At 74.3% G+C, this 18,986-nt stretch carries 10 protein-coding genes; 2 read left to right on the top strand and 8 right to left on the bottom strand.

The window, feature by feature from the left end:
• Position 1 precedes the first annotated feature (1 nt).
• Positions 2–1,519 (top strand): acyl-CoA synthetase, encoded by a 1,518-nt coding sequence (locus tag RM788_RS07940; protein ID WP_315930885.1) that lies wholly within the window; start codon positions 2–4, stop codon positions 1,517–1,519.
• Positions 1,520–1,671: 152 nt separating this feature from the next.
• On the opposite strand, the gene RM788_RS07935 is transcribed toward RM788_RS07940, so the two are convergent.
• The 7 genes from RM788_RS07935 to RM788_RS07905 all read right to left on the bottom strand — a co-directional run bounded on the left by RM788_RS07935 (position 1,672) and on the right by RM788_RS07905 (position 16,309).
• Positions 1,672–2,280, bottom strand: a complete 609-nt coding sequence (locus RM788_RS07935; RefSeq protein ID WP_315930884.1) for a hypothetical protein — start codon at positions 2,278–2,280, stop codon at positions 1,672–1,674.
• Entirely contained in the window at positions 2,277–4,019 is a 1,743-nt protein-coding gene (locus RM788_RS07930) for a hypothetical protein (RefSeq protein ID WP_315930883.1), read from the bottom strand. Before RM788_RS07930 ends, RM788_RS07935 begins: the two co-directional genes overlap by 4 nt.
• Positions 4,016–7,474 (bottom strand): DUF5682 family protein, encoded by a 3,459-nt coding sequence (locus RM788_RS07925; RefSeq protein ID WP_315930882.1) that lies wholly within the window; start codon positions 7,472–7,474, stop codon positions 4,016–4,018. Before RM788_RS07925 ends, RM788_RS07930 begins: the two co-directional genes overlap by 4 nt.
• 164 nt (positions 7,475–7,638) lie before the next feature.
• Complete coding sequence (locus tag RM788_RS07920) at positions 7,639–8,796, bottom strand: ATP-binding protein (protein ID WP_315930881.1); 1,158 nt, start codon at positions 8,794–8,796, stop codon at positions 7,639–7,641.
• Positions 8,793–13,637: a hypothetical protein gene (locus tag RM788_RS07915; protein WP_315930880.1), complete on the bottom strand. Its 4,845-nt coding sequence runs from the start codon at positions 13,635–13,637 to the stop codon at positions 8,793–8,795. The genes RM788_RS07920 and RM788_RS07915 overlap by 4 nt, the downstream gene beginning before the upstream one ends.
• A complete protein-coding gene (locus RM788_RS07910) occupies positions 13,634–14,500 on the bottom strand; it encodes a DUF4132 domain-containing protein (RefSeq protein WP_315930879.1) in 867 nt (288 codons plus the stop codon). The genes RM788_RS07915 and RM788_RS07910 overlap by 4 nt, the downstream gene beginning before the upstream one ends.
• Positions 14,501–14,695: 195 nt before the next feature.
• Positions 14,696–16,309: a peroxidase family protein gene (locus RM788_RS07905; RefSeq protein WP_315930878.1), complete on the bottom strand. Its 1,614-nt coding sequence runs from the start codon at positions 16,307–16,309 to the stop codon at positions 14,696–14,698.
• A 237-nt stretch (positions 16,310–16,546) separates the two neighbouring features.
• Here RM788_RS07905 and RM788_RS07900 point away from each other — a divergent pair, with 237 nt between their 5' ends.
• Positions 16,547–17,101 (top strand): TIGR03086 family metal-binding protein, encoded by a 555-nt coding sequence (locus RM788_RS07900; RefSeq protein ID WP_315930877.1) that lies wholly within the window; start codon positions 16,547–16,549, stop codon positions 17,099–17,101.
• 96 nt (positions 17,102–17,197) lie between these two features.
• Here the strand turns inward: RM788_RS07900 and RM788_RS07895 are convergent, their stop codons facing one another.
• Positions 17,198–18,796, bottom strand: a complete 1,599-nt coding sequence (locus RM788_RS07895) for a beta-1,3-glucanase family protein (protein WP_315930876.1) — start codon at positions 18,794–18,796, stop codon at positions 17,198–17,200.
• Between the last annotated feature and the right edge of the window lie 190 nt (positions 18,797–18,986).

The following is an 18,986-nucleotide window of genomic DNA, read 5'->3' as shown; positions in this document are numbered from 1 at the left end:
CATGTCCCTGACGGCGTACCTGGACAAGGGGGCGTCGCTCGGACGCGACGCCCCCTGCCTGACGATGGACGGGAAGTCGCTGTCCTACGGCGACGTGCAGGAACTGTCGCACTCGGTCGCCCGCGCGCTGGCCCGCGCGGGCGTCCGGGCGGGCGACAAGGTCGGGATCCTGTCGGGCAACGACCCGACGGCGTTCGCCTGCGTGTTCGGCATCGCCCGGCGCGGAGCCGTGTGGTGCCCGATCAACCCGCGCAACGCGGCGGGGGAGAACCGGGAGCTGCTGGAGCTGTTCGACTGCGTGGCCCTGCTGCACGCCCCCGCCTACGCCGACCTCGTCGCCGAGATCGCGCCCGCGCTGCCGCTGCTGACCACCGTGGTGCCGCTGGACGACCTGGACACCTGGCTCGACAGCGACGGCGACGCCGCCGTCGACTACGACGCCACGCCGCCCGACGACACGGTCATGATCGTCGGCACCGGCGGCACCACCGGCAGGCCGAAGGGGGTGCAGCTGACCGACCGCAACCTCGAGGCGATGACCGCACTCACGCTCATGGCCTACCCGTTCGAACCGCGCCCGGTGTACCTCGCCATGGCGCCGCTCACCCACGCGGCGGGCGTGCTGTGCTTCCCCGTGATGGCCATGGGCGGCGAGATCGTCGTCATGCCCGCCCCCGACCTCAGCTCGTTCCTGGAACTCGTCGAACGGCACCGCGTCACGCACACGTTCCTGCCGCCCACGCTCATCTACATGCTGCTCGCCCACGAACGCCTGACCTCGACGGACCTGACCTCGCTGCGCTGCTTCTGGTACGGCGCCGCCCCGATGTCACCCGCCAGACTGGAACAGGCCCTCACCGCCATCGGCCCCGTCATGGCCCAGCTCTTCGGCCAGTCCGAAGCCCCCATGATGATCTCCATGCTGGCCCCGGCCGACCACTTCCTGCCCGACGGCACCATCGCCCGCGCCCGCCTCACCTCGGCGGGCCGCCCCGGCCCACTGGTCACCGTCGCGGTCATGGACGACGAGGGCGGACTGCTCCCGAACGGCTCGCGCGGCGAGATCGTCGTCCGCGGCTCCCTGGTCATGCGCGGCTACTACAAGAACCCGTCGGCGACCGCGGAGGCGTCCAGGTTCGGCTGGCACCACACCGGCGACATCGGCTACCTCGACGACGACGGCTACCTCTTCATCGTCGACCGCGCCAAGGACATGATCATCACCGGCGGCTTCAACGTCTACTCGGCGGAGGTCGAACAGGCCCTCATGGCCCACCCCGCGGTCCGCGACTGCGGTGTCGTCGGCCTCCCGGACGAGAAGTGGGGCGAACGCGTGGTGGCCGTCGTCCAACCCCAACCGGACATGACCGCCGACCCCGCCGAGCTGGTCGCGTTCGTCAAGGAGCGCATCGGCAGCGACAAGGCGCCCAAGCAGATCCACATCTGGCCGGACCTGCCCCGCTCCACCGTCGGCAAGGTGCTGAAGACCGACATCAAGGCCCGACTCAGGTCCGGCTGAGGACCCCCCTCACCGCAGCCGGACCACTCCTCCGCGTCGCCGACCGGTTCCCCCCAGGCCGGTCGGCGACCGGGCACGGCGAACAGACGGCCTCGAACCGGGCACACCGACGCGGAGTCAGCCCCCGGCCCGCCCCTCGCCCGACCGGCACCTCAGAAGACCTGGATGCCGAATTCCGTCCGGGCCGCATCGAGGAACGCGGTCCTGGCGTCCAGGAACTCCCGCGCGGCGGAATGCGCGGCCTCCTTGGCGACCGCACCGAGCCCGTCCGCGGCGTCGCGCACGGCGGCCGAGGCGAGCAACTGCGTCTCGCCGAGCACCTCGTCCAGTTCGGCTTCGACTTCACGGGTCCGCGTCCTGCTGTCCGCGAGTTCCTGCTCCCGCTGCGCGACCGCCTCGCGCACGGCTTCGACCTGGCGTTCGTCGTCGTCGACGCGGTCGAGCGTGAGTTGCGTCCGTTCCAGGTAGCGCGCCGCCTGCCGTTGGCCCTCCCGCGCCGCGACCAGATCGCCCGCCGCCCGGACGAGTCGGCCGTAGGAACTCCTCCGCTGGTCGGCGAACCGGTGGAGGTCCTCCCGCCGCACCTCGTCCCGTCGGACGCGCTGCTGCTCCTCGGCCTGCCGCGCGAAGAGCGCCAACGAGTTCCGGAACGCCTTCCGGGTCGCCATCAACTGCGCGGCGATCGCGCCGACGATGCCGACCAGCGCGACGACCAGCGCCGCGCCCCCGGAGATCAGCGCGACCACCACCTCGTCGTTCACGTCACCCCCACCGCTTCCAGCCAAGCCCTCCGCGACGCGACCCGCGTGAACTCCCGGACGTGCACGCCCGCCCGCAACCACGCGACCGGGAACGCGTCCCCCGCGTCCCGCACCACCCGCCCGAACACGTCCCTCTCCCGATCCCGCGACGCGCCTGCCAGATCGGCCAGCAGATCCGCCGTGGTCCTCAACCCCACCCGCCCCAGCCCCGCCACGTCCCGCGAAGCCGACGACACGGCGGCGACGGCCCGCCCGCCCAACGCGACCCGGTGCAGCACGTTCTCCAACGGCCGCAACGGCTGCGGCGTCCCGGCCGCGACCTCGGGGCGAGGCGGCAGCTCACGGGTCCCGTCACCCGCCACGTGCGAGCGCTGGAGCTGGTCCAACCCCAGGTCGACGTGATGCCCCAACTCGGACGGCAGGGCCAGGTCGGCACCCGAGACCGCCAACGCCGACACCACCCCCGGTCGATCCGGGAGCAGTCGACCGACCACCCGCAGCGACACACCACCCGCCCCCGCCAGCACCCGCAGGTTCTCACGGGTGCGGTCGCCGCCGACGAGATCCACGTGCGCCGAACGGAGGGACAGCCGCAGCGCCCCACCGGCCGCGCCGACCACCACGCCGTCCAGGAACAGCAGGTCGTCACCCGAGGGCCGATGGGTCGCGGGCCTGGTGTCCGCGTGGAACGCCCGTGCGACCTGCTCGTCCAACGGCTGCTCCCACAACCCGGCCAACGGCGCCGCGTCCCAAGCCGCGCCGGACGCCGCCACCGCGCGCACGGCCTTGCCCGCCCCGAGCCTGCGATCCGGCGACCCGGTCCCGCCCGACAGCAGCATCCCCGCCCGCCCCAGCTCGCGCTGGGTCAGGCCGGACTCGCCGATCGCCACCGCGCCACCCGCGGCGGCCCGCACGCGTTCGGCGCCGCCGGGCATGATCGCGGGCACCGTCCACAGCACACCGGACTCGTCCACCAGGTGCGTGACGACACCGCTGTAGCCGGAGGTGGCGACCACGGTCTCGGTGCACAGCCCGTAGAGCCGCAACGCGCCGACGGGGGAGTACTCGCGGCGAGCGGTGCCGCGCAGTTCCGTCGTGGCGGCACCGGCGCGCAGGTCGTGGCAGAGCAGCATCAGGTCGACCAGTTCGGCGGTGAGGACCTCGCGGTCGAACGACGAGTCGCCCGCCCGTGCCGCCGCCAGCGCTGCGGCGATCCGCAGCCCACCGGCGGAAGCGCGGTGCAGACCCGCCACACGGGCCACGTGCGCCGCGCGCAGCAGTTCGGCCCGCACGACCGCGCCGCTGCCGGTCGCGCCGGACCGCAGCACCGTCGCGCACGCCTCCCACAACGCGGTCGCCGCCGCCCGCTCGTCCTCACGCGCCTCGGCGACCTCGACCGGCGCCTCCACGACGACGTCGGCGACCGCGACGGACGGCGCGGCCTCGGCCTCGGCCACGTCGGCGATCTCGGCCGCCGCGACGGCCACACCGCGGTGCAGGCACCTCGGCGCGAGCAGGCAGCTGCACACCAGGGCGTCCGCCGTGGCGAGCACGCCGGCGGTCAGCGTCCACGTGAGCGCCGTGTCGGCGTCGAGTTCGGCGCGGGCGGTGTCGCCGTCGACGACCACGTCCCACGTGGCCGCGCGGTCCAGCGACGCGTCGACCCGCTTGCGCAGCCGGGGCGGGAGGGCGTCGAGCACGTCCGCCACGACGGCGGGCGCCACCGGTGGCGGGGTCATCCGCGCACCTTCTCGCCGACCCAGCGCGCCAGCGCCTGCGGGCTGAGCGCGGCCACCGGCATCCCGGCCGCCACCAGCGCGCCCGCGACCGACGTCGAGTACCGGGCGACACCGCTGTCGTCGAGGCTCGCGCACCCCAGCACCGTCACCCCGGACGACACCAGCTCCCGGACCTGCCCGATGAGGGCGCCCACCGGGCCGCCCTCCTCGAAGTCGCTCACCAGCACCACCATCGTCCTCTCCGGCACGGTCACCATCGAGCGCGCGTGCCGCAGCGCGCCCGCGATGTGCGTGCCGCCGCCGACCCGCACCTCCAGCAGCAGCGACAGCGGGTCCGACACCCGGTCGGTCAGGTCGACGACCTCGGTGGAGAACGCCAGGAAGTGCGTCGACAGCGACGGCACCCCGGCGAACACCGCGGCCGTCAGCGCCGACCACACCGTGGACGCCTCCATCGAGCCCGACACGTCCACCACGAGCACCAGCCGCCAGTCGCTGGACTTGCGGCCGCGCGTGCGGAACACCGGCCGCTCCGGCACCACCAGCACCCGGCCGTTCGCGTCCCGGCGCGCGGTGGCGAGGTTCGCCCGCAGCGTGCGCGGCAGGTCGAGCTTGCCGCCGGGCCGACGGGTGGGCACCGGCAGCTGCATCCCGGTCAGCGCCGGGCGGACCCGTGTGGCCAGCTGCGCCGTCAGCTCGCGCACCAGCCGCGCCACCAGCGGCCGCAGCCGGGCCAGCGACGACTCCGACAGCCCGCCCGCCAGCGACAGGACGTTGCGCAGCAGCTCCACCGACGGCCGCACCGAGCCTGGGTCGATCTCCAGCGCGGCCTCCAGGCGCCCGCCTTCCGCCGCGGCGGCGAGGACTTCCTCGCGGACGTGGTCGCCGAACAGCTCCCGCAGCTCGTCGGACCACTCGCGCACGTCGGGGAACGGGTCGGACCGGTCGGCGCCGAGATCGCCGCGCTCCGCGCCCTCGCCGCGATCACGCCCGTACAGCTCGTCCAGGGCGGCCGCGTAACGACTGGCACCAGCTGGACGCTCACCCCGCGCGCCGAGCACCAGCCGCCAGCGGATCGCGGCCGGGAGTTCCGTCGCCACAACGGGTTTGGTGTCCACAGTGGACTCCGGTTCGGTGTCCGCCGGACGGGGAGCGTCGAACGCGGGACGTTCCAGGCCGTGCGCCCGCAGGGCTTCCGCGCCCGCGTGCTCCGCGTCCAGCCAGATCGCCAACAGCTCCGGGTCGGGCAGGTGCGCGGCGTCGACCCGGTCGCCCGTGCGCTGCTCGACGACCGCGAGCACGCGCGCCCGCGCGGCCGGGCCGATGGAGGTGAAAGCGCCGCGCAGCGCGGGAAGGCGGTCGAGGAAGTCGCGGTCGGCCAAGCCCTCCACCCGGTCCAGCAGCGGTGCCACGGCTTCCGGGGTCTCCAGCAGCGGGGCCGCGGCGGCCAGCACCCCGGTGAGACCGCGGCGCAGGACCTCGCGCCGGTCCGGGGTGGTGGCGCTGTCGAGCCAGGACGCGACCCGCTCGCCCAGCGCGGCGGGCGGGACGAGGCCGAGCAGGACCTGCGCCGCACCCGCGGCACCGGCGATCAGCGGCGCGGCGGTGTCGGCCAGCCGCCGCAGCGTCGCGGTCAGCCGCAGACCGCTGCCGTGCTTGTCGTGGCGCTGCCCCAGTTCCACCAGGGCGTGCGCGTCGGCCGGGTCCTCCGACCCGGCCAGGCCGTCCAACTGGGCCACGGCCGCGGTGTCCAGGTCCGGCGCGAGTCGCGGGTGCGCGTCGAGGACGTCGCCGGGCGTGCCCGGCAGGTGGCCCGCGCGGAGGCGGTCGAGCAGGTCGAGGCAGGCCAGCAGTTCCGGCAGCGTCGCGGACGACGGCAGCACCGTCGCCGCGTCCGACAGCAGGTCGCCGACGAGTTCCGGCAGGCCGCAGGCGGCGGCGTCGGCCAGATCGGACAGCACGTCGCCGGGGGTCTGGCCGCCCTTCAGTTCGCGGTCCGCGCGGCGGGCGCGCAGGCGTCCGTGCGCGGCCAGCGGCAGGGTCGCGCCCCACAGCCCGGCCACCGGCAGGGTGGCCGCCGTCGACGGGGTCCACGTCGCGGTCCAGCGGGTGGTGAGCGCGTCACCGCCGCCGACCCTGGTCGTGGCGGTGGATTCGGCGTAGGTGACGCCCAGCACCGAGAGCCTGCGCAGCGCGACCTCCCGGCGCGCGTCCAGCGCGGAACGCAGCGGGTCCAGCCGCAGCACGGCCGGTTCGCGGCTGCCGGGACCGGGCAGGCGGAGCTCAGCCAGGTGCGCCTCGACCGCGGGCGCCAGCCCCGAACGGGGTGTGCCGGGCGCCAGCAGGCCGGTGCGGTGGCCGACCAGCACGTCACCGGCGGCGCGGGCCACGACCCGGCCCCGCCCCAGCGGTTCGGCGTGCGTCAGCACGGTCTGCACCGCCTCCACGACCTCGCTGCGGCCGGGCGCGGGCAGTCCGCGCAGCCGGGCGAGGTCGACCGCCAGCCGCAACGCCTCCCGCGCCTCGCCGGGACCCGCGGGATGGCCCAGTTCCCTCACCCGCACGCAGATCCGCACGATCACCGACGCGGCGGCGGCCTCCACGGCGGCCGGGTCGCCCGCCGCCTCCAGCACCGCCTGCTGCCACTCCGGGTCGCGGATGCCCGCCGGGTAGCCGGAACGCTCGTCCAGCAGCGCGAAACCGTAGGGCACCAACGAGGTGACGGCCTCCGGTCCACTCGGGACCGACTCCGCCTCGTCGTCTTCGGGGCCGCGCAGCAGGGCGGCGGCGTGGAACGAGCCGATCACCGCCGCGCAGCGCCGACCGCCCACGAGCGACACCGCGCGCCGCATCCACGCCTCGCGCCGCAGGTCGAACCCGTCGATCCCGGTGCCGTCCCGGCCCGCGGCGTCGTCGCGCATGGCCCAGCCGACCATCAGCGCCGCCCGGCGGATCGCCTCCGCGGCCTGGCCGGGCGATGCCGCCTCCACCAGCCGGTCCCACAGGTCGTCCCCGTCCCGTCCCGTGGTGGCCCGCCGCAACGCGTCGGTCAACGGCGACGGCCCGCGGTCGGACCCCGTGTGCCCGTCACCGCGCAACGCCAGCGGCAGGTCGCACGTCCGCACCTCGACCCCGTTGCGGTGCGCCCACCGCACCGCCGCGAGTTCCGGCGAGAAGTCCGCGAACGGGTAGAACGCCAGACTCCGGCCGTCGCGCGCCGCCCCCGACAGCGCCACCGGCGCGGTCAGAGCGGGATCGGCCAGGTGCGGCAGCCACGCGCCCAACTCCTCGGGCAGTTCGATGAGCAGCACCTCGGGCTCGGCGGCCGCGAGCAGGTCGGGCATCGCCGCGGCCAGCGCGGGGGAGTGGTGCCGCACCCCGATCAGGTGCGGCACGTCGTGCGCGGCCAACCGCTCCAGCTCGGCGGTGTGCTCGTCGGTGTGCGGGAAAGTCACGCGAGCACCTCGCCGGTGGTCGGGATGGCGGACGGCTCAGGACGGTGGCGGGCAGCGGCGGGAGGGGTCTGGGTGATCACGTGGGTGCCTCGGGCTTGCTGGTGCGGGGACGGTGGGCGGGGTGGGGCGCGCCGTGGTCGGACGACCACGGCGCACCCCGCACCTCAGTCGTCCAGGACGTCGCGGAGTTCCCACATCCGGCGCCACGTGCGGGACCCGGACTCGGCGCGGCGGCGTACGGCGCCGTCCCAGTAGCCGAGCAGCCTGGCCGCGTCACCGGGGTCGTCCTTGCGGACCACGCCGAGCAGGTGGCCGGGCAGCAGGGACAGCGGGTCGCGGTCGCCGGGGAAGTACGTGCCCGCCAGGCCGAGCGAGGTGGCCACGGACACCGCCTCGGCGGTGCTCATGACCGTGGACGGGCGTTCGACGGCCCAGCCCTCCTCGGACACACCGTTGCGCAGGTCGCGGAACGCGGTGACCAGCGCCTCCAGCACGACGTCGTCGACCGCGAACGGCGCCTTCACCCGGTCCAGCGCCGCACTGGCCTGCCTGCGGACCAGGGCGATCTCGGCGGCGAGGTCGCCGATCGGGCCGACGGACTCGAAGTTGAACCGGCGCTTGAGGGCCGCCGACATCTCCGACACGCCCCGGTCGCGCAGGTTCGCCGTGGCGATCACGGTGAAGCCCGGCGCGGCGTGCACGGTCGCGCCGTCGGTGCCCGACAGCTCCGGCACGGCGATCCGCCGGTCCGACAGGATCGACACCAGCGCGTCCTGCACCTCCGGCAGGCAGCGGGTGACCTCCTCGATCCGCACCACGCCGCCGTTGCGCATCGCGGTGAACACCGGCGAGGGCACCAGGGCCCGCGGGCTCGGCCCCTCCGCGAGCAGCAGCGCGTAGTTCCAGCCGTAGCGCAACTGGTCCTCCGTGGTGCCCGCGGTGCCCTGCACGACCAGCTGGCTGCTGCCCGAGACGGCGGCGGCCAGCAGCTCCGACAGCATCGACTTCGCGGTACCCGGCTCGCCGACCAGCAGCAGCCCGCGCTCCCCGGCCAGGGTGATCACGGAACGCTCGACCAGCGCCCGTTCGCCCACGAACTTCGGGCTGATCACCAGGCGGGACGGCACACCGGCCACCGACACGCCCTTGGGCAGCGCCAGCGCGTCACCGCCGCTGCCCGTCACGTACGTGACGACGGCGCGCGGGGTGAGCCGCCAGCCCGGCGGCCGGGGGCCGTCGTCGTGGGCCGCGAGGAAGGCCAGTTCCTCGCGGTGGGCGTCCTCGGCGGGTTCGACCTGCCTCGGGGCGGCGATCGCGGTCACCTGCGTCCTCCGGTCTTGAGCTCTTCGTAGGCGGGGGTGTCGCCGTCCACCACGCGCTGCCACGCGCGGGCGAACAGGGCGGCGACCGGTTCACGGGGCGAGAGGACGCCCCAGCCGCGGTCGGTGATGCCGAACATCGGCGTCTTCCACGACTCCAGCGGCAGGTGCGGCGAGCCCAGGTTCAGCCACCCGCCGGGCAGGAACAGCGTGCGCCCCGCCCTGGCGCGCTTGGCGGTGAGCACCAGGTCCGTCGCGGCCAGCGCGGCGCGCGCCTTCTTGAGCCGCGCGGGCTTCCACCCCGTCCACCGCGCCACGTTCGCGTCGGTGGGGTCGGGCAGCGCCAGCAGTTGCAGGTACAGCGCCGCGGCGTCCTCGTCGAGCCCGAACCTCGCGGCGGCCTGCGCCACCAGGTGCGGGACCGACACCGTCGGGTCCTGGTAGTAGGTGTCCGGGTCGACGCCCTCGGGAGCCGTCACGGCGCACGCGGCCGCCACCCCCTCGTCGGCCAGGACGTCCAGGCCCCGCAGCAGTGCCTGGCTGTAGGTGCCCTCCGAGATCGCGACCAGCAGGTCCCGGTCCTGGGGGACGAGCTGACCGGGCGTCACGAACAGCTTGCAGTAGTGGTCGTTGACGCCGACCACGGTCAGCCAGGGGCGGTGCCGCACGACCGCGCCGGGTGCGGGCGGCTCGATGCCCAGCAGCTTGCTGGTGTCCTGCAACGACACCCACGAGCCGATCTCGACGATGAAACCGGGGTGCGCGATCCGCCGGCGGGCCAGCGCCAGCGCCTCCGGCAACCGGGCCCGCAGCGGTGATCCCACGGGGAGCCGCTGGGCCAGCCACGGCAGCACCTGCGACACGACCTCGACGGTGTGGCTGGTGAACCCGTCCTTGTTCCTGGACTCCAGCGCGCCGCCCTCCAACCGCGTGTCGCAGTCGGTGGTCAGCCACGTGGTGCTGTCGGGGTTGACGACACCGGTCACGTACTCGCCGGTGTGCGACAGCGTCAGCCGCTTCGCCGCGTCCACCAGCACGTCGTCCGGCACCGGCGAGCGGTGCCCGTGCTCGGCGGTCCACACCGCGGCCACGGCCTCCACGTCCGGGCCGGTCGTCCACAGGTCGGCAGGGTCGGCGGGCAGGGCCGCGGCGAGCAGGCGGCGGCGGTAGCCGGCGCCCAGCCGCTTGAGCCGCTCCTTGCCCGCCTTGGCGTTGCCCGCGGACAGGTCGAGCAGGTGCCGCTCGGCGGTGCTGAGGTAGTGCGCGTCCCAGCGGTCCACGCCGGGCATCCCGGCCAGCAGCACCGTCGCCTCGCCGCTGCCCAGACCGGTGCGCTCGACCAGCGCGGGCACCGCCTCGGGGCGCCACGGCGCGGGACCGCGCTCGGCGAGCACGTCGAGGAACCGGGTGATCCGCTCGCGCCCGAAGGGGACGTCCACGTCCTGCGAGTTCTCCAGCACCCAGCCGCGGGGGACGTCGTAGGCGCCGGGGGTGCGGGTGAACTGGATCCCGTCGTAGCGGTGGCCCGAGTTGTGCCGCCAGTTCTCCTGGAACACGGCGATGAACCCGTCGGCCACCGGCACGACGCGGTTCTTGGGGTCCGCCGCGCCCTTGGGCAGCGCGTAGCCGACCGTGCGCCAGTGCCCGCCGCCCTCGGCCATGCCGCTGTCCGCCAGGCAGCGCAGCAGCAGCACCAGCGCGGCCCGGTGGTCCTCCGACGTCAGGGGCGAGGCGGCCCGGTGGGCGATCGCGCCCAGCCCCGGCAGGAACTCGAACCAGTCCGCGCAGGTCGTCTCCGGCAGCGCCCGGCCCGCGGCCTTCGGCAGCGCGGCGGTCTCGGCCAGCGCGGTGATCAGGTCGGGCAGCGTGGTCGCCGTGGAGCCGTGGCCGCTGCTCGACCGGTAGCCGCCGAACCAGCCGAGCGCGGTGTTGAGCTGCTCCTCGGTCACCGCGGGCCCCGACGGCACGAGGGAGTCGAGGTCGACGGACCGCGCCGCCTTGGCGATCGGGCCGTAGCCCCGGTAGGTCCGCAGCTGCGCGGCCGCTCGGCGGACGACGTCGAGCACACCGGCGAGCAGTCCGGGGCTGGTGAGACCGGGCAGCGCGGTGGTGACGGCGCGGGTCAGGTCGTCGCGGTCGCCGCGCACCAGCGAGGTCAGCCGCTCGCGCAGCGACGGCTTCGCCTGCTTGTCGTCCGCCAGTTCCGCCAGCGCCGCGGTGAGCATCTGCTCCACGGCCTTGCGGGTCACGCCGCGCAGCGCGGCCGACCCGGCCTCGTCGCGGGGCTTGAGGACGTGCCACCAGCCCAGCGGGACCACGAGCGGGGTGCCCGCGGCGTAGGCCGAGTGGGACTCGCTGGTGGACACGCTGCCCAGCAGCGTGCCGTCCTCGTCGAGCAGCGACAGCGACTGGTACTGGGTCCCCAGCACGAGCTGACCGCCACCGGGCAGCCGCAGCACGCCGACCGGGCGCTGGGTGCCGCGGGCCATGCGGACGCGGCGCCCGTCGACGCCCTCGCCGAGCCAGGACCCGTCGGCCTCCGTGCGCACCCGCCAGCCGTGCAGGCCGTCGGCCTCGCCGAGCGGGCTGCCCCCGGTCGCCGGGACCGAGGGGCGCAGGTCGCAGTCGTCCAAGTGGAGGGTGGTGCCGTCGGCGGTGAAGTCCTCGACGAACCGCGGCAGGCTGGTGCGGCCCGTCTCGCCGGTCGCCGGGTCCACCTCGAACCAGCGCAACTTCCGGTCCTCGTGGGCGGCGGTCCACGTCGTCGTCCCGTCGCCGATCGCCGGGCGCCGCGCCGGCACCTCGGTGTCGCCGCGGTGCACGGCCCGGCGGCCGGAGAACCGGGCGCCGTCGGGCAGCGCGATCGACGGGGTGACCAGGTCGTTGCTGTAGGACGGGTCCGAGGCGCCGCGCTGGAAGATCCGGTCGGGCGCGTCGCTCCAGTAGCCCATCTCGCGGTCCGGGCCGTACCAGCGGACCAGCAGGACGCCGTCGTGCCAGTCCGCGGTCGGCCGGAACGCCCAGCGGTGGCGGGCGTCGGCGGGGATCCGGGCGACGTGCTCGGCGAGGATCCCGTCCGGGCCGACGACGATGAACGTCTCGCCCCGCCGGAGCACGAGCGCGGGCCAGCCCTCGCCGCTGAGCACCACGCCCTCGTCCTTGGGCGCGCCGACGGCGGCCAGGCGGGTCAGCGCCTCCTCCAGCGCGGGCCAGCCCAGCTCGTCGAGCAGGCCGGTGCGCAACGTCCGGTGCAGGGCGGCGGCGACGTCGGTGGCGGCCAGCGCCTCGGCGGCCTCCGGGACGTCCGCGAACGCCTCGGGCACCCGCAGCACGGCCAGCGCGTCGAGGTGGCGCCCCAGGTCGGGCAGGCCGGTCGCGGCCACCTGGCCCGCGCGGGTGGCGAGCCAGCCGCGCAGCGCGACGCGCAGACCGGGCACGGCGATCGCCCCGGACAGCGCCTCGGGGGTGACCGTCGTCTTGCGGGCGGTCGAGCGGGCGTGCACGACGAGACCCTCGCCGAGCGCGTGGCCGAACTCCTCGGACGCGGCGAGCGCGGCCAGGTCGCGACGGCCGGGCTGGTCGTCCGACAGCCACCCGGACACGTCGAACTGCCCGTTCGAGCGGTCGCCGGGCGCGATGGGGACGCCGCGCGCGACGAACAGGTCCAGCAGGTCCAGCTCGCCCTGGCGCCAGCCGCGCAGCACGCGGACGGGCACGCCGTCGGCGACCAGCCTGCCCGCCATCGCGTCGACCAGCTCCAGCAGCGCCTGCGAGCGGCCGTTGCCGCGCCACCCGCTGGCGCGGACCGCGATGACCGAGGACAGCCACTCGGCGGGGGCGACGGCAACCTCACCGGGGGGCTCGATCAGCGCGCGGGTGGCGCCGCAGCCCGCCAGGATGGACAGCCACGTGTCGAGCGCGGCCGCCGTGGCGGGCACGAACGACAGCAGTTGGCCGCGCACCTCGGCGTCCGCGGTGGCCACGGCCACCAGCGAGTCGCGGTAGGACTTCCAGAAGCCGATGCCCGCGCGGCTGATCGAGGAGCTGTCGAGCACCGCGCGCAGCAGCCGCTCGTCCTCGGCGCGCAGGTCGCGCTTCGCGCCCTTCGCCAGCCGCCGCAGGTCCTCGGGCATGCCGGTGTAGGGCGGCAGGCCGCCGCGGGTGCGTTCGACGCACAGGGTGAGGAACAGCTCGTAGGCGCCGTCCGGGTCGTGCTTGCGGGCCAGGCCCTTGGCGTGCGAGGACAGGGCCTTCGCGGTCAGCGCCCCGGCGAACGCGAACTCCAGGAACACCTCGCGGGTGCGCTCGGGGTCGACCGCGAGGTCGTGCACCTCCTCCGCCTCGCGCGCCTTGCCGAACATGCTCGCGGCGTAGGTGGGGTTGCCGTGCTCCAGGAAGATCCGCCCGGCCTGCTCGTAGAACGTGGGCAGGAAGTGCGGCGCGGACCGGCCGAGCATGTCGCCCAGCGAGGTGAAGCCGTCCTTGGCCGCGCCCGCGCGGGACCGGGCGGTGCGGGCCAGCCGCTCGACGTCCTTGACCAGGTTGAGCGCGTGGTGGGCGTTGGCGGGGTCGTGCACCAGGGCCCAGGCGGGGAAGCCGAGCGCGCTGCGCCGCCCGGTGCCGACCTCCGCGGTCCGCCCAGGGGCGTCGAACCCGAGGAACTCGCAGGTCAGGTCCTCGGCGCGACCGAGGACGGCGGGCACCAGCCGCACCACGACGCGGCCGTCGAGGCCGGGGTGCGCGTAGTGGCGGGCGGTGATCGTGTCGCGGTCCTCGCCCACTGCGTCGGTGCCGGGCAGGACCGCCCCGACGGCGATCATGGCCTCGGTCGTGCTCTTGCTCATCGGGCTACCACCGCTTCCTCGACGACGCGACCGGCGTGGACCGCCGCGGCCATGCGCATTCCCTCGGACCACGCGACGGGTCCGACGTCGGCGAGGGCCACCGGGGTTCCGTCCTCCAGCACCCAGCGCAGGTCGCCGGTCCAGGTCTCGCCCTCGGGGTAGTCCGAGCCGATCCAGTAGCGGGCCTCCACGACCCGGCCGTCCTCGAACGCCGAGTACACCGCGTCGCCGCCGCGCACCGGGTAGCCGAGCGTGCGGCACCGGCCCAGCGCGTGGTTGAGCTGCTCGAACTTGCCGCCCGAGTAGTCGTCGACGGCCGTGCGGCCCGCCGGGAACTCCGCCGGGCGCGCGAAGGTCTGCCGGAACAGCTGCTGCGCCTTCTGCTCGACGCCCAGTTCCGCGCCGAACTCGCGCAGCTCCTCCAGGTCGTCCAGGAGCACCGGGTGCGGGATCGACACGACCTCCGGCCGCAGCCTGCGGGTGTCGCCGTCGAGGGTGACCACGCCGAGGCCCTTCTCCGGGTCGGCGTCGCGCAGGAACCCGGTCTCCGGGCCGTCGCCGCCGTCCGCCGTCACGACCAGGTCGCGCAGCACGGCTGCCCAGGCGGCGTCGGCCCACACCTCGGTGAGCAACGCGGTGGGCACCGGCAGTGAGCGGACCATCCAGCCGTCCACGGCGGACAGGCACTCCGCCTCGTGGCGCGAGAGCCACTCGGAGAGCTGGCGCAGCTGCACCACCTGGGGATCGTCCTTGATGGACGCGGGCGTCGAGGAGAGCAGCTTTCCCTTGCCGTTGCGGCACTGGACGCGACCGTTCTCCCCGAGCCGCACCTGGTACCCGGACGAGGCGTCGAGCCAGCCCACGGTTCCTCCTGCGAATAGGTCTTCACGATGTCGGGCGAGACGTTAGCGACGGGCACCGACAAAAACGGATCGGTCGACGTCATCGCAACCTCGGCGTGATGGTCGCGGGGTCCGAAGCGGACGGTGGGACGGGTGCGGACGGCGCGCGGCCCCGACCCGGAATCCGGGTCGGGGCCACGCGGTCGGGCTCCGCCGTCAGTCGCCCAGCGGGTTGAGCAGGTCGGCCTTGCCCTCGGACGCGAACAGCAGCAGGTCGGTCATCCGGAACGTCTCCGAGTCCGGCCCGAGCGAGGGCCGCCACGCCGGCGAGCGGACGATCGACGTGCGGCTGCCCTCCATGGCCCGGTGGAACACCTCGGCGGTGATCCGGCCGCCGACCGGCCCGAGCAGGCCGCCGTTGAGCTCGGCCTCGCGCAGGACGTAGAACCACAGCGGGGTCGCGGCCACGACCGAGGCCCGCTGCCGGTCGGTCAACGACCCGAGGTCGGCGCCGCCGTCGCCGACCAGGATCTGCTCCTCGGTCAGCGGCTCGACGCACAGCAGCTCGGCCATCTGCTGCCCGCTGGCCAGCCGGACCATGCTCGCCCTGGTCAGGTTGCGGAAGGCCAGGTTGCGCTCGATCGGCTCGACCGCGCTGCCCCGCCCGCCGAACGTGCCCGCCGGCAGCTGCGCGAGCGGGTCGACCAGCAGCGAGTCGATCCGCTTCGCCGCGTTGCCGCCACCGGTCGCGGCGGGCGGGACGAGGTCGGGCCGGTCGGCCTCGGTGAAGTCGTAGAGCCTGCGGAAGTCCGCGATCCAGTTCGTCGGGAGCGCGTCGACCGTCCCGGAGTCCGGGTCGTCCAGGTCGGGGATCGTCGCCCCCGGCTGGAAGTTGCCGCTGACACCGGTGAAGGTGAACAGCGCGAGCAGCGTGCCGACCCCTCCGGGCCCGGTGCTGTTGAACACCCGGTTCCACTGGTAGGCGCCGCGGATCATGCTGTGCCCGAGGCGGTAGGCCGCCACCGAGAACTCGATCGGCATCGTCGGCCGGTTCGCGTGCTCGCGGGGCTCGAAGAACCGGCGGCCGTCGCGGAAGACGTCCTCGACGATCGCCGGGTCCACCACTCGCGGGAGGAAGTCCGTGCGGAGCATCCACTGGTAGTGCCGGGTGACGTGCTGGCGGGCCGCCGCGAACAGCCGCCGCCCGCTGAGCCCCTTGAGCGCCAACTCTTCGACCACCCGGTTGTGGAACCGGATGAACGCCAGGTGCGTCTGCGCGACGACCAGGTTCTCGTCGTTGCGCGGATCCGGGATCAGCGGCAGCCGCCGGTCCCCGGCCGTGCCCCCGGAGCCACCCCGGCGCGGCAGGTCGAACCCGTCCAGCTCGACGTTGACCCGGTCGTCGGGGAAGGTCGTCGCCGACGTCTTGCCGACCTTGAGCTGCACCCCGTCCTCGGCGTAGAACACCCGGTCCCGCGGGTCGTCCGGACCCCGCCCGTACACCGAGTCCAGGTCGAGCGCCGGTGACCGGCCCTGGAGCAGCTCGCCGAGGTTCACGTCGTCGCCGAGCAGCGCCTCGGTCCGGTCCATCGTCAGGTCGTGGTCGACGAACTGGCCGAGGTAGGTGAACCCCGCCGGGATCGTCGAGTCGGACTGCGGCACGCCCGCGGTGAGCGCGGTGGCCAGCGCGATCCTGACCTCCTCGTCGGTCCGGACGCCCTTGGGCCCCAGGCGGGAGAAGCGGAACCGCCGCAACTCCTCCACCGCCAGCGGCCGCCGCGTGGTCGGTTCCCCGTCGGCGTCGAACTCGAGAACGCCTTCCCCGACCACGAAAAAACTGTCACGAGCGTGTTTTTCCACGTAGACCCCCCGGTCTTGGGCCCGGCCGCTACGCCGGTCGTGGCGCCGCACCCCCTGTGCGGCGCCCTCACAGGGACAAGGGGACGCGGGGACGGCCGTGGATACGCCGAACGCCTCGGGAATCCGCGGGTCCGGGGAGCGGGACCGGCGGCGGTGGGTCATCATGGCGCACCACCGGCAGTTCGGGCAGCGGGAGGACGTGCGTCCATGGTCAGCGCGGCAGAGGAGCACCGGGCCGTCGCCGGTGCGTTCACCGATCGGGTCCGCGGCGTCGCGGCGGGCGGCTGGGACGCCGCGGCGCCGTGCGAGGGCTGGGTCGCGCGCGACGTGGTCCGCCACCTGGTCGAGTGGTTCCCCGTGTTCCTGAAGTCCGGCGCGGGCGTCGACCTGCCGAAGGGGCCGTCGGTCGACGAGGACCCGGTGGCCGCGTGGACGACGCACAGCGACGGCGTGCAGGCGCTGCTGGACGACCCGGCGACGGCAGAGAAGGTGTTGAGCAACCCGAACACCGGGGACGTCCCGCTCGACCGGGCGATCGCGATGTTCTACACCAACGACGTCTTCATGCACACGTGGGACCTGGCGCGCGCCACCGGCCAGGACGAGCGGCTGGATCCCGACAAGTGCGCGGAGCTGGTGGAGGGGATGCTGCCGATGGACGGGGTGCTGCGCTCCAGCGGGCACTACGGGCCGAGGGTCGAGGTGCCCGACGACGCCGATCCGCAGACGCGGATGCTCGCGTTCATCGGCCGCACCCCGTGAGCCGACGCGCTTCGGGGCGGGGGCCGAAGACCCCGCCCCGAAGCACTTCCCTGCTTTCCCGGCCGCGGCGCCGGGTCACCGCGTCAGATCACCGCACTACGCGCGGTGCCACTTCTGGTTCGCCGTGCCGCCGCACTCCCACGTCTGGAGCACGGCGTCGTTGTTCGGGTTCCAGTCCGCGATGTCGACGCACTTGTTGGCCTGCGGGTTGACCAGGTCACCCGCGCCGCTGAGCACCCACTGCTGGGCGGCGTTGCCGCTGCACGTGGCGAGCTGCACGGCCGCGCCGTTCGCGGTCGAGCCCCACGCCACGTCCACGCACTTGTTGTTCTGGGTGCGCAGCGTTCCCCCGGTGAACTCCCACTTCTGGTTCGTGCCGCCCGTGCAGTTCCACACGATGAGGCGCTGGCCGTCCGCGTAGTTCCCGTTCGGCACGTCGACGCACTTGCCGTTCCAGTCGCTCGCGATGCTGCTGCCGGTGGGCGGCGGCGGGGTGGTGCCGCCGCCACCGGAGCCGAACGGCGTGAGCGTGATGCCCGCCGAGCGCGGGTCGCCGTCGTGCACCAGGGACTCCTGGGCCTGCACGTCGTCGAACGCGAACCCGTAGGCCTTACCGTCCACCATGTTCTGGTGGATGATCCGCGAGTAGTGGTCGGTCAGCGAGCCCTGGTAGAAGTCGCCGGGACCGCCGCCGGGCTGGGTGTCGATCCGGCCGAGGGTGGAGCGGTGCAGCGCCGCGCACAGGGTGCGGGCGATGGGGCCGACCACCTGGTCGTTCGGAGCGCCCAGGTTGCCGTCGCAGCCCCACACGTTCGCCGTGGAGGGCTTCTGGAACGACGCCACCTGCTGGCCCGAGGTGTTGGTGAAGTTCATCGTGTTGCCGGACGTGCGACCGGAGTACTTGATGCCCGGCTGGTCGCCGAACGGGACCACGGTGAGCGTCTTGCTCGCGTACGCGCTCCAGGCCTGGTCGATGTAGGGCTGGAGGTAGTTCGCGTCCATCAGGCCCGCGCCCGCCGCCTTGCCGGGAGCGAGGACCCGCAGCACGGTGCCGTCGGACCGGGTCACCACGGAGTTGGCCCAGCCCGCCTGCTGGCGCACGGCGTTGATCACGTTCTCGCGGCCGTTGTTCACCAGGTTGCCGGTCCGCGAGGTGGCGCCGCTCGCGCCGGTGACGCTGACCTCGTGCGGCACCGCGAACTGGTCGACCTGGGAGCTGTTGAGCCAGAGCCCGGCGTCGTTGTAGGTGAACTCGCTCCAGTCGAACAGGATGTTCTTGTTCTGGTCACCCGCCCACGGCGCGGGCTGGACCAGACCGTCCGGCGTGAGGAAGAGCTTCAGCTTGTCGCCGAAGGTCATGTAGATCCGGCCGGAGATGTAGCGCGGCACCCGCACGGTGACGCTGCCGCCGCCGCCGGGACCCGCGATGGAGACGTCCGGCGCCGGGGCGGGCGGGTTGGCGCCGCCCGACCACGGGGTGAAGCCGCCGCCCTGGTTGACGTACCCGAGCCGGCCGTTGCGGATGTCGGTGCCCAGGACGTACAGGTAGACCGCTTCCGCGCGGCCGCTGTTGTTCGTGACGGTGATCGGCAGCAGATCGGGACCGATGGCCGCCGCCGGTCTGGTGATGGTGGCGACGGACGTCGCCACCACGAGCGCGGTGAGCGCGCTCAACCACTTCGTTCTGGTGCGCAAGGAGTGCTCCTCGGTTCCGCAGGCAGGGACTCGTCATCCCGTGGAGTGGAGGGACTGCCACGGGGGACGCGGAATGCTCGCGCAGCGACCGACGGACGCCGCGGCCCGTCGGTGGGAGCGCTCTCATAGAGTGATGGCGCGCAACGGCCGTGTCAAGTGGACTTCGCCCTGTTCGAGCCCCTTGTGCGAA

This window comes from Umezawaea sp. Da 62-37, from assembly GCF_032460545.1.
Taxonomy (GTDB): domain Bacteria; phylum Actinomycetota; class Actinomycetes; order Mycobacteriales; family Pseudonocardiaceae; genus Umezawaea.
The sequence above is the reverse complement of the archived record's forward strand: the minus strand, read 5'-3'. Positions and strand labels throughout refer to the sequence as shown.

Bases quoted from the DNA above. Each gene is read 5' to 3' on its own strand.
- RM788_RS07940 (WP_315930885.1), top strand. From the start codon at position 2: ATGTCCCTGACGGCGTACCTGGACAAGGGGGCGTCGCTCGGACGCGAC.
- RM788_RS07930 (WP_315930883.1), bottom strand. From the start codon at position 4,019: ATGACCCCGCCACCGGTGGCGCCCGCCGTCGTGGCGGACGTGCTCGAC.
- RM788_RS07915 (WP_315930880.1), bottom strand. From the start codon at position 13,637: ATGAGCAAGAGCACGACCGAGGCCATGATCGCCGTCGGGGCGGTCCTG.
- RM788_RS07900 (WP_315930877.1), top strand. From the start codon at position 16,547: ATGGTCAGCGCGGCAGAGGAGCACCGGGCCGTCGCCGGTGCGTTCACC.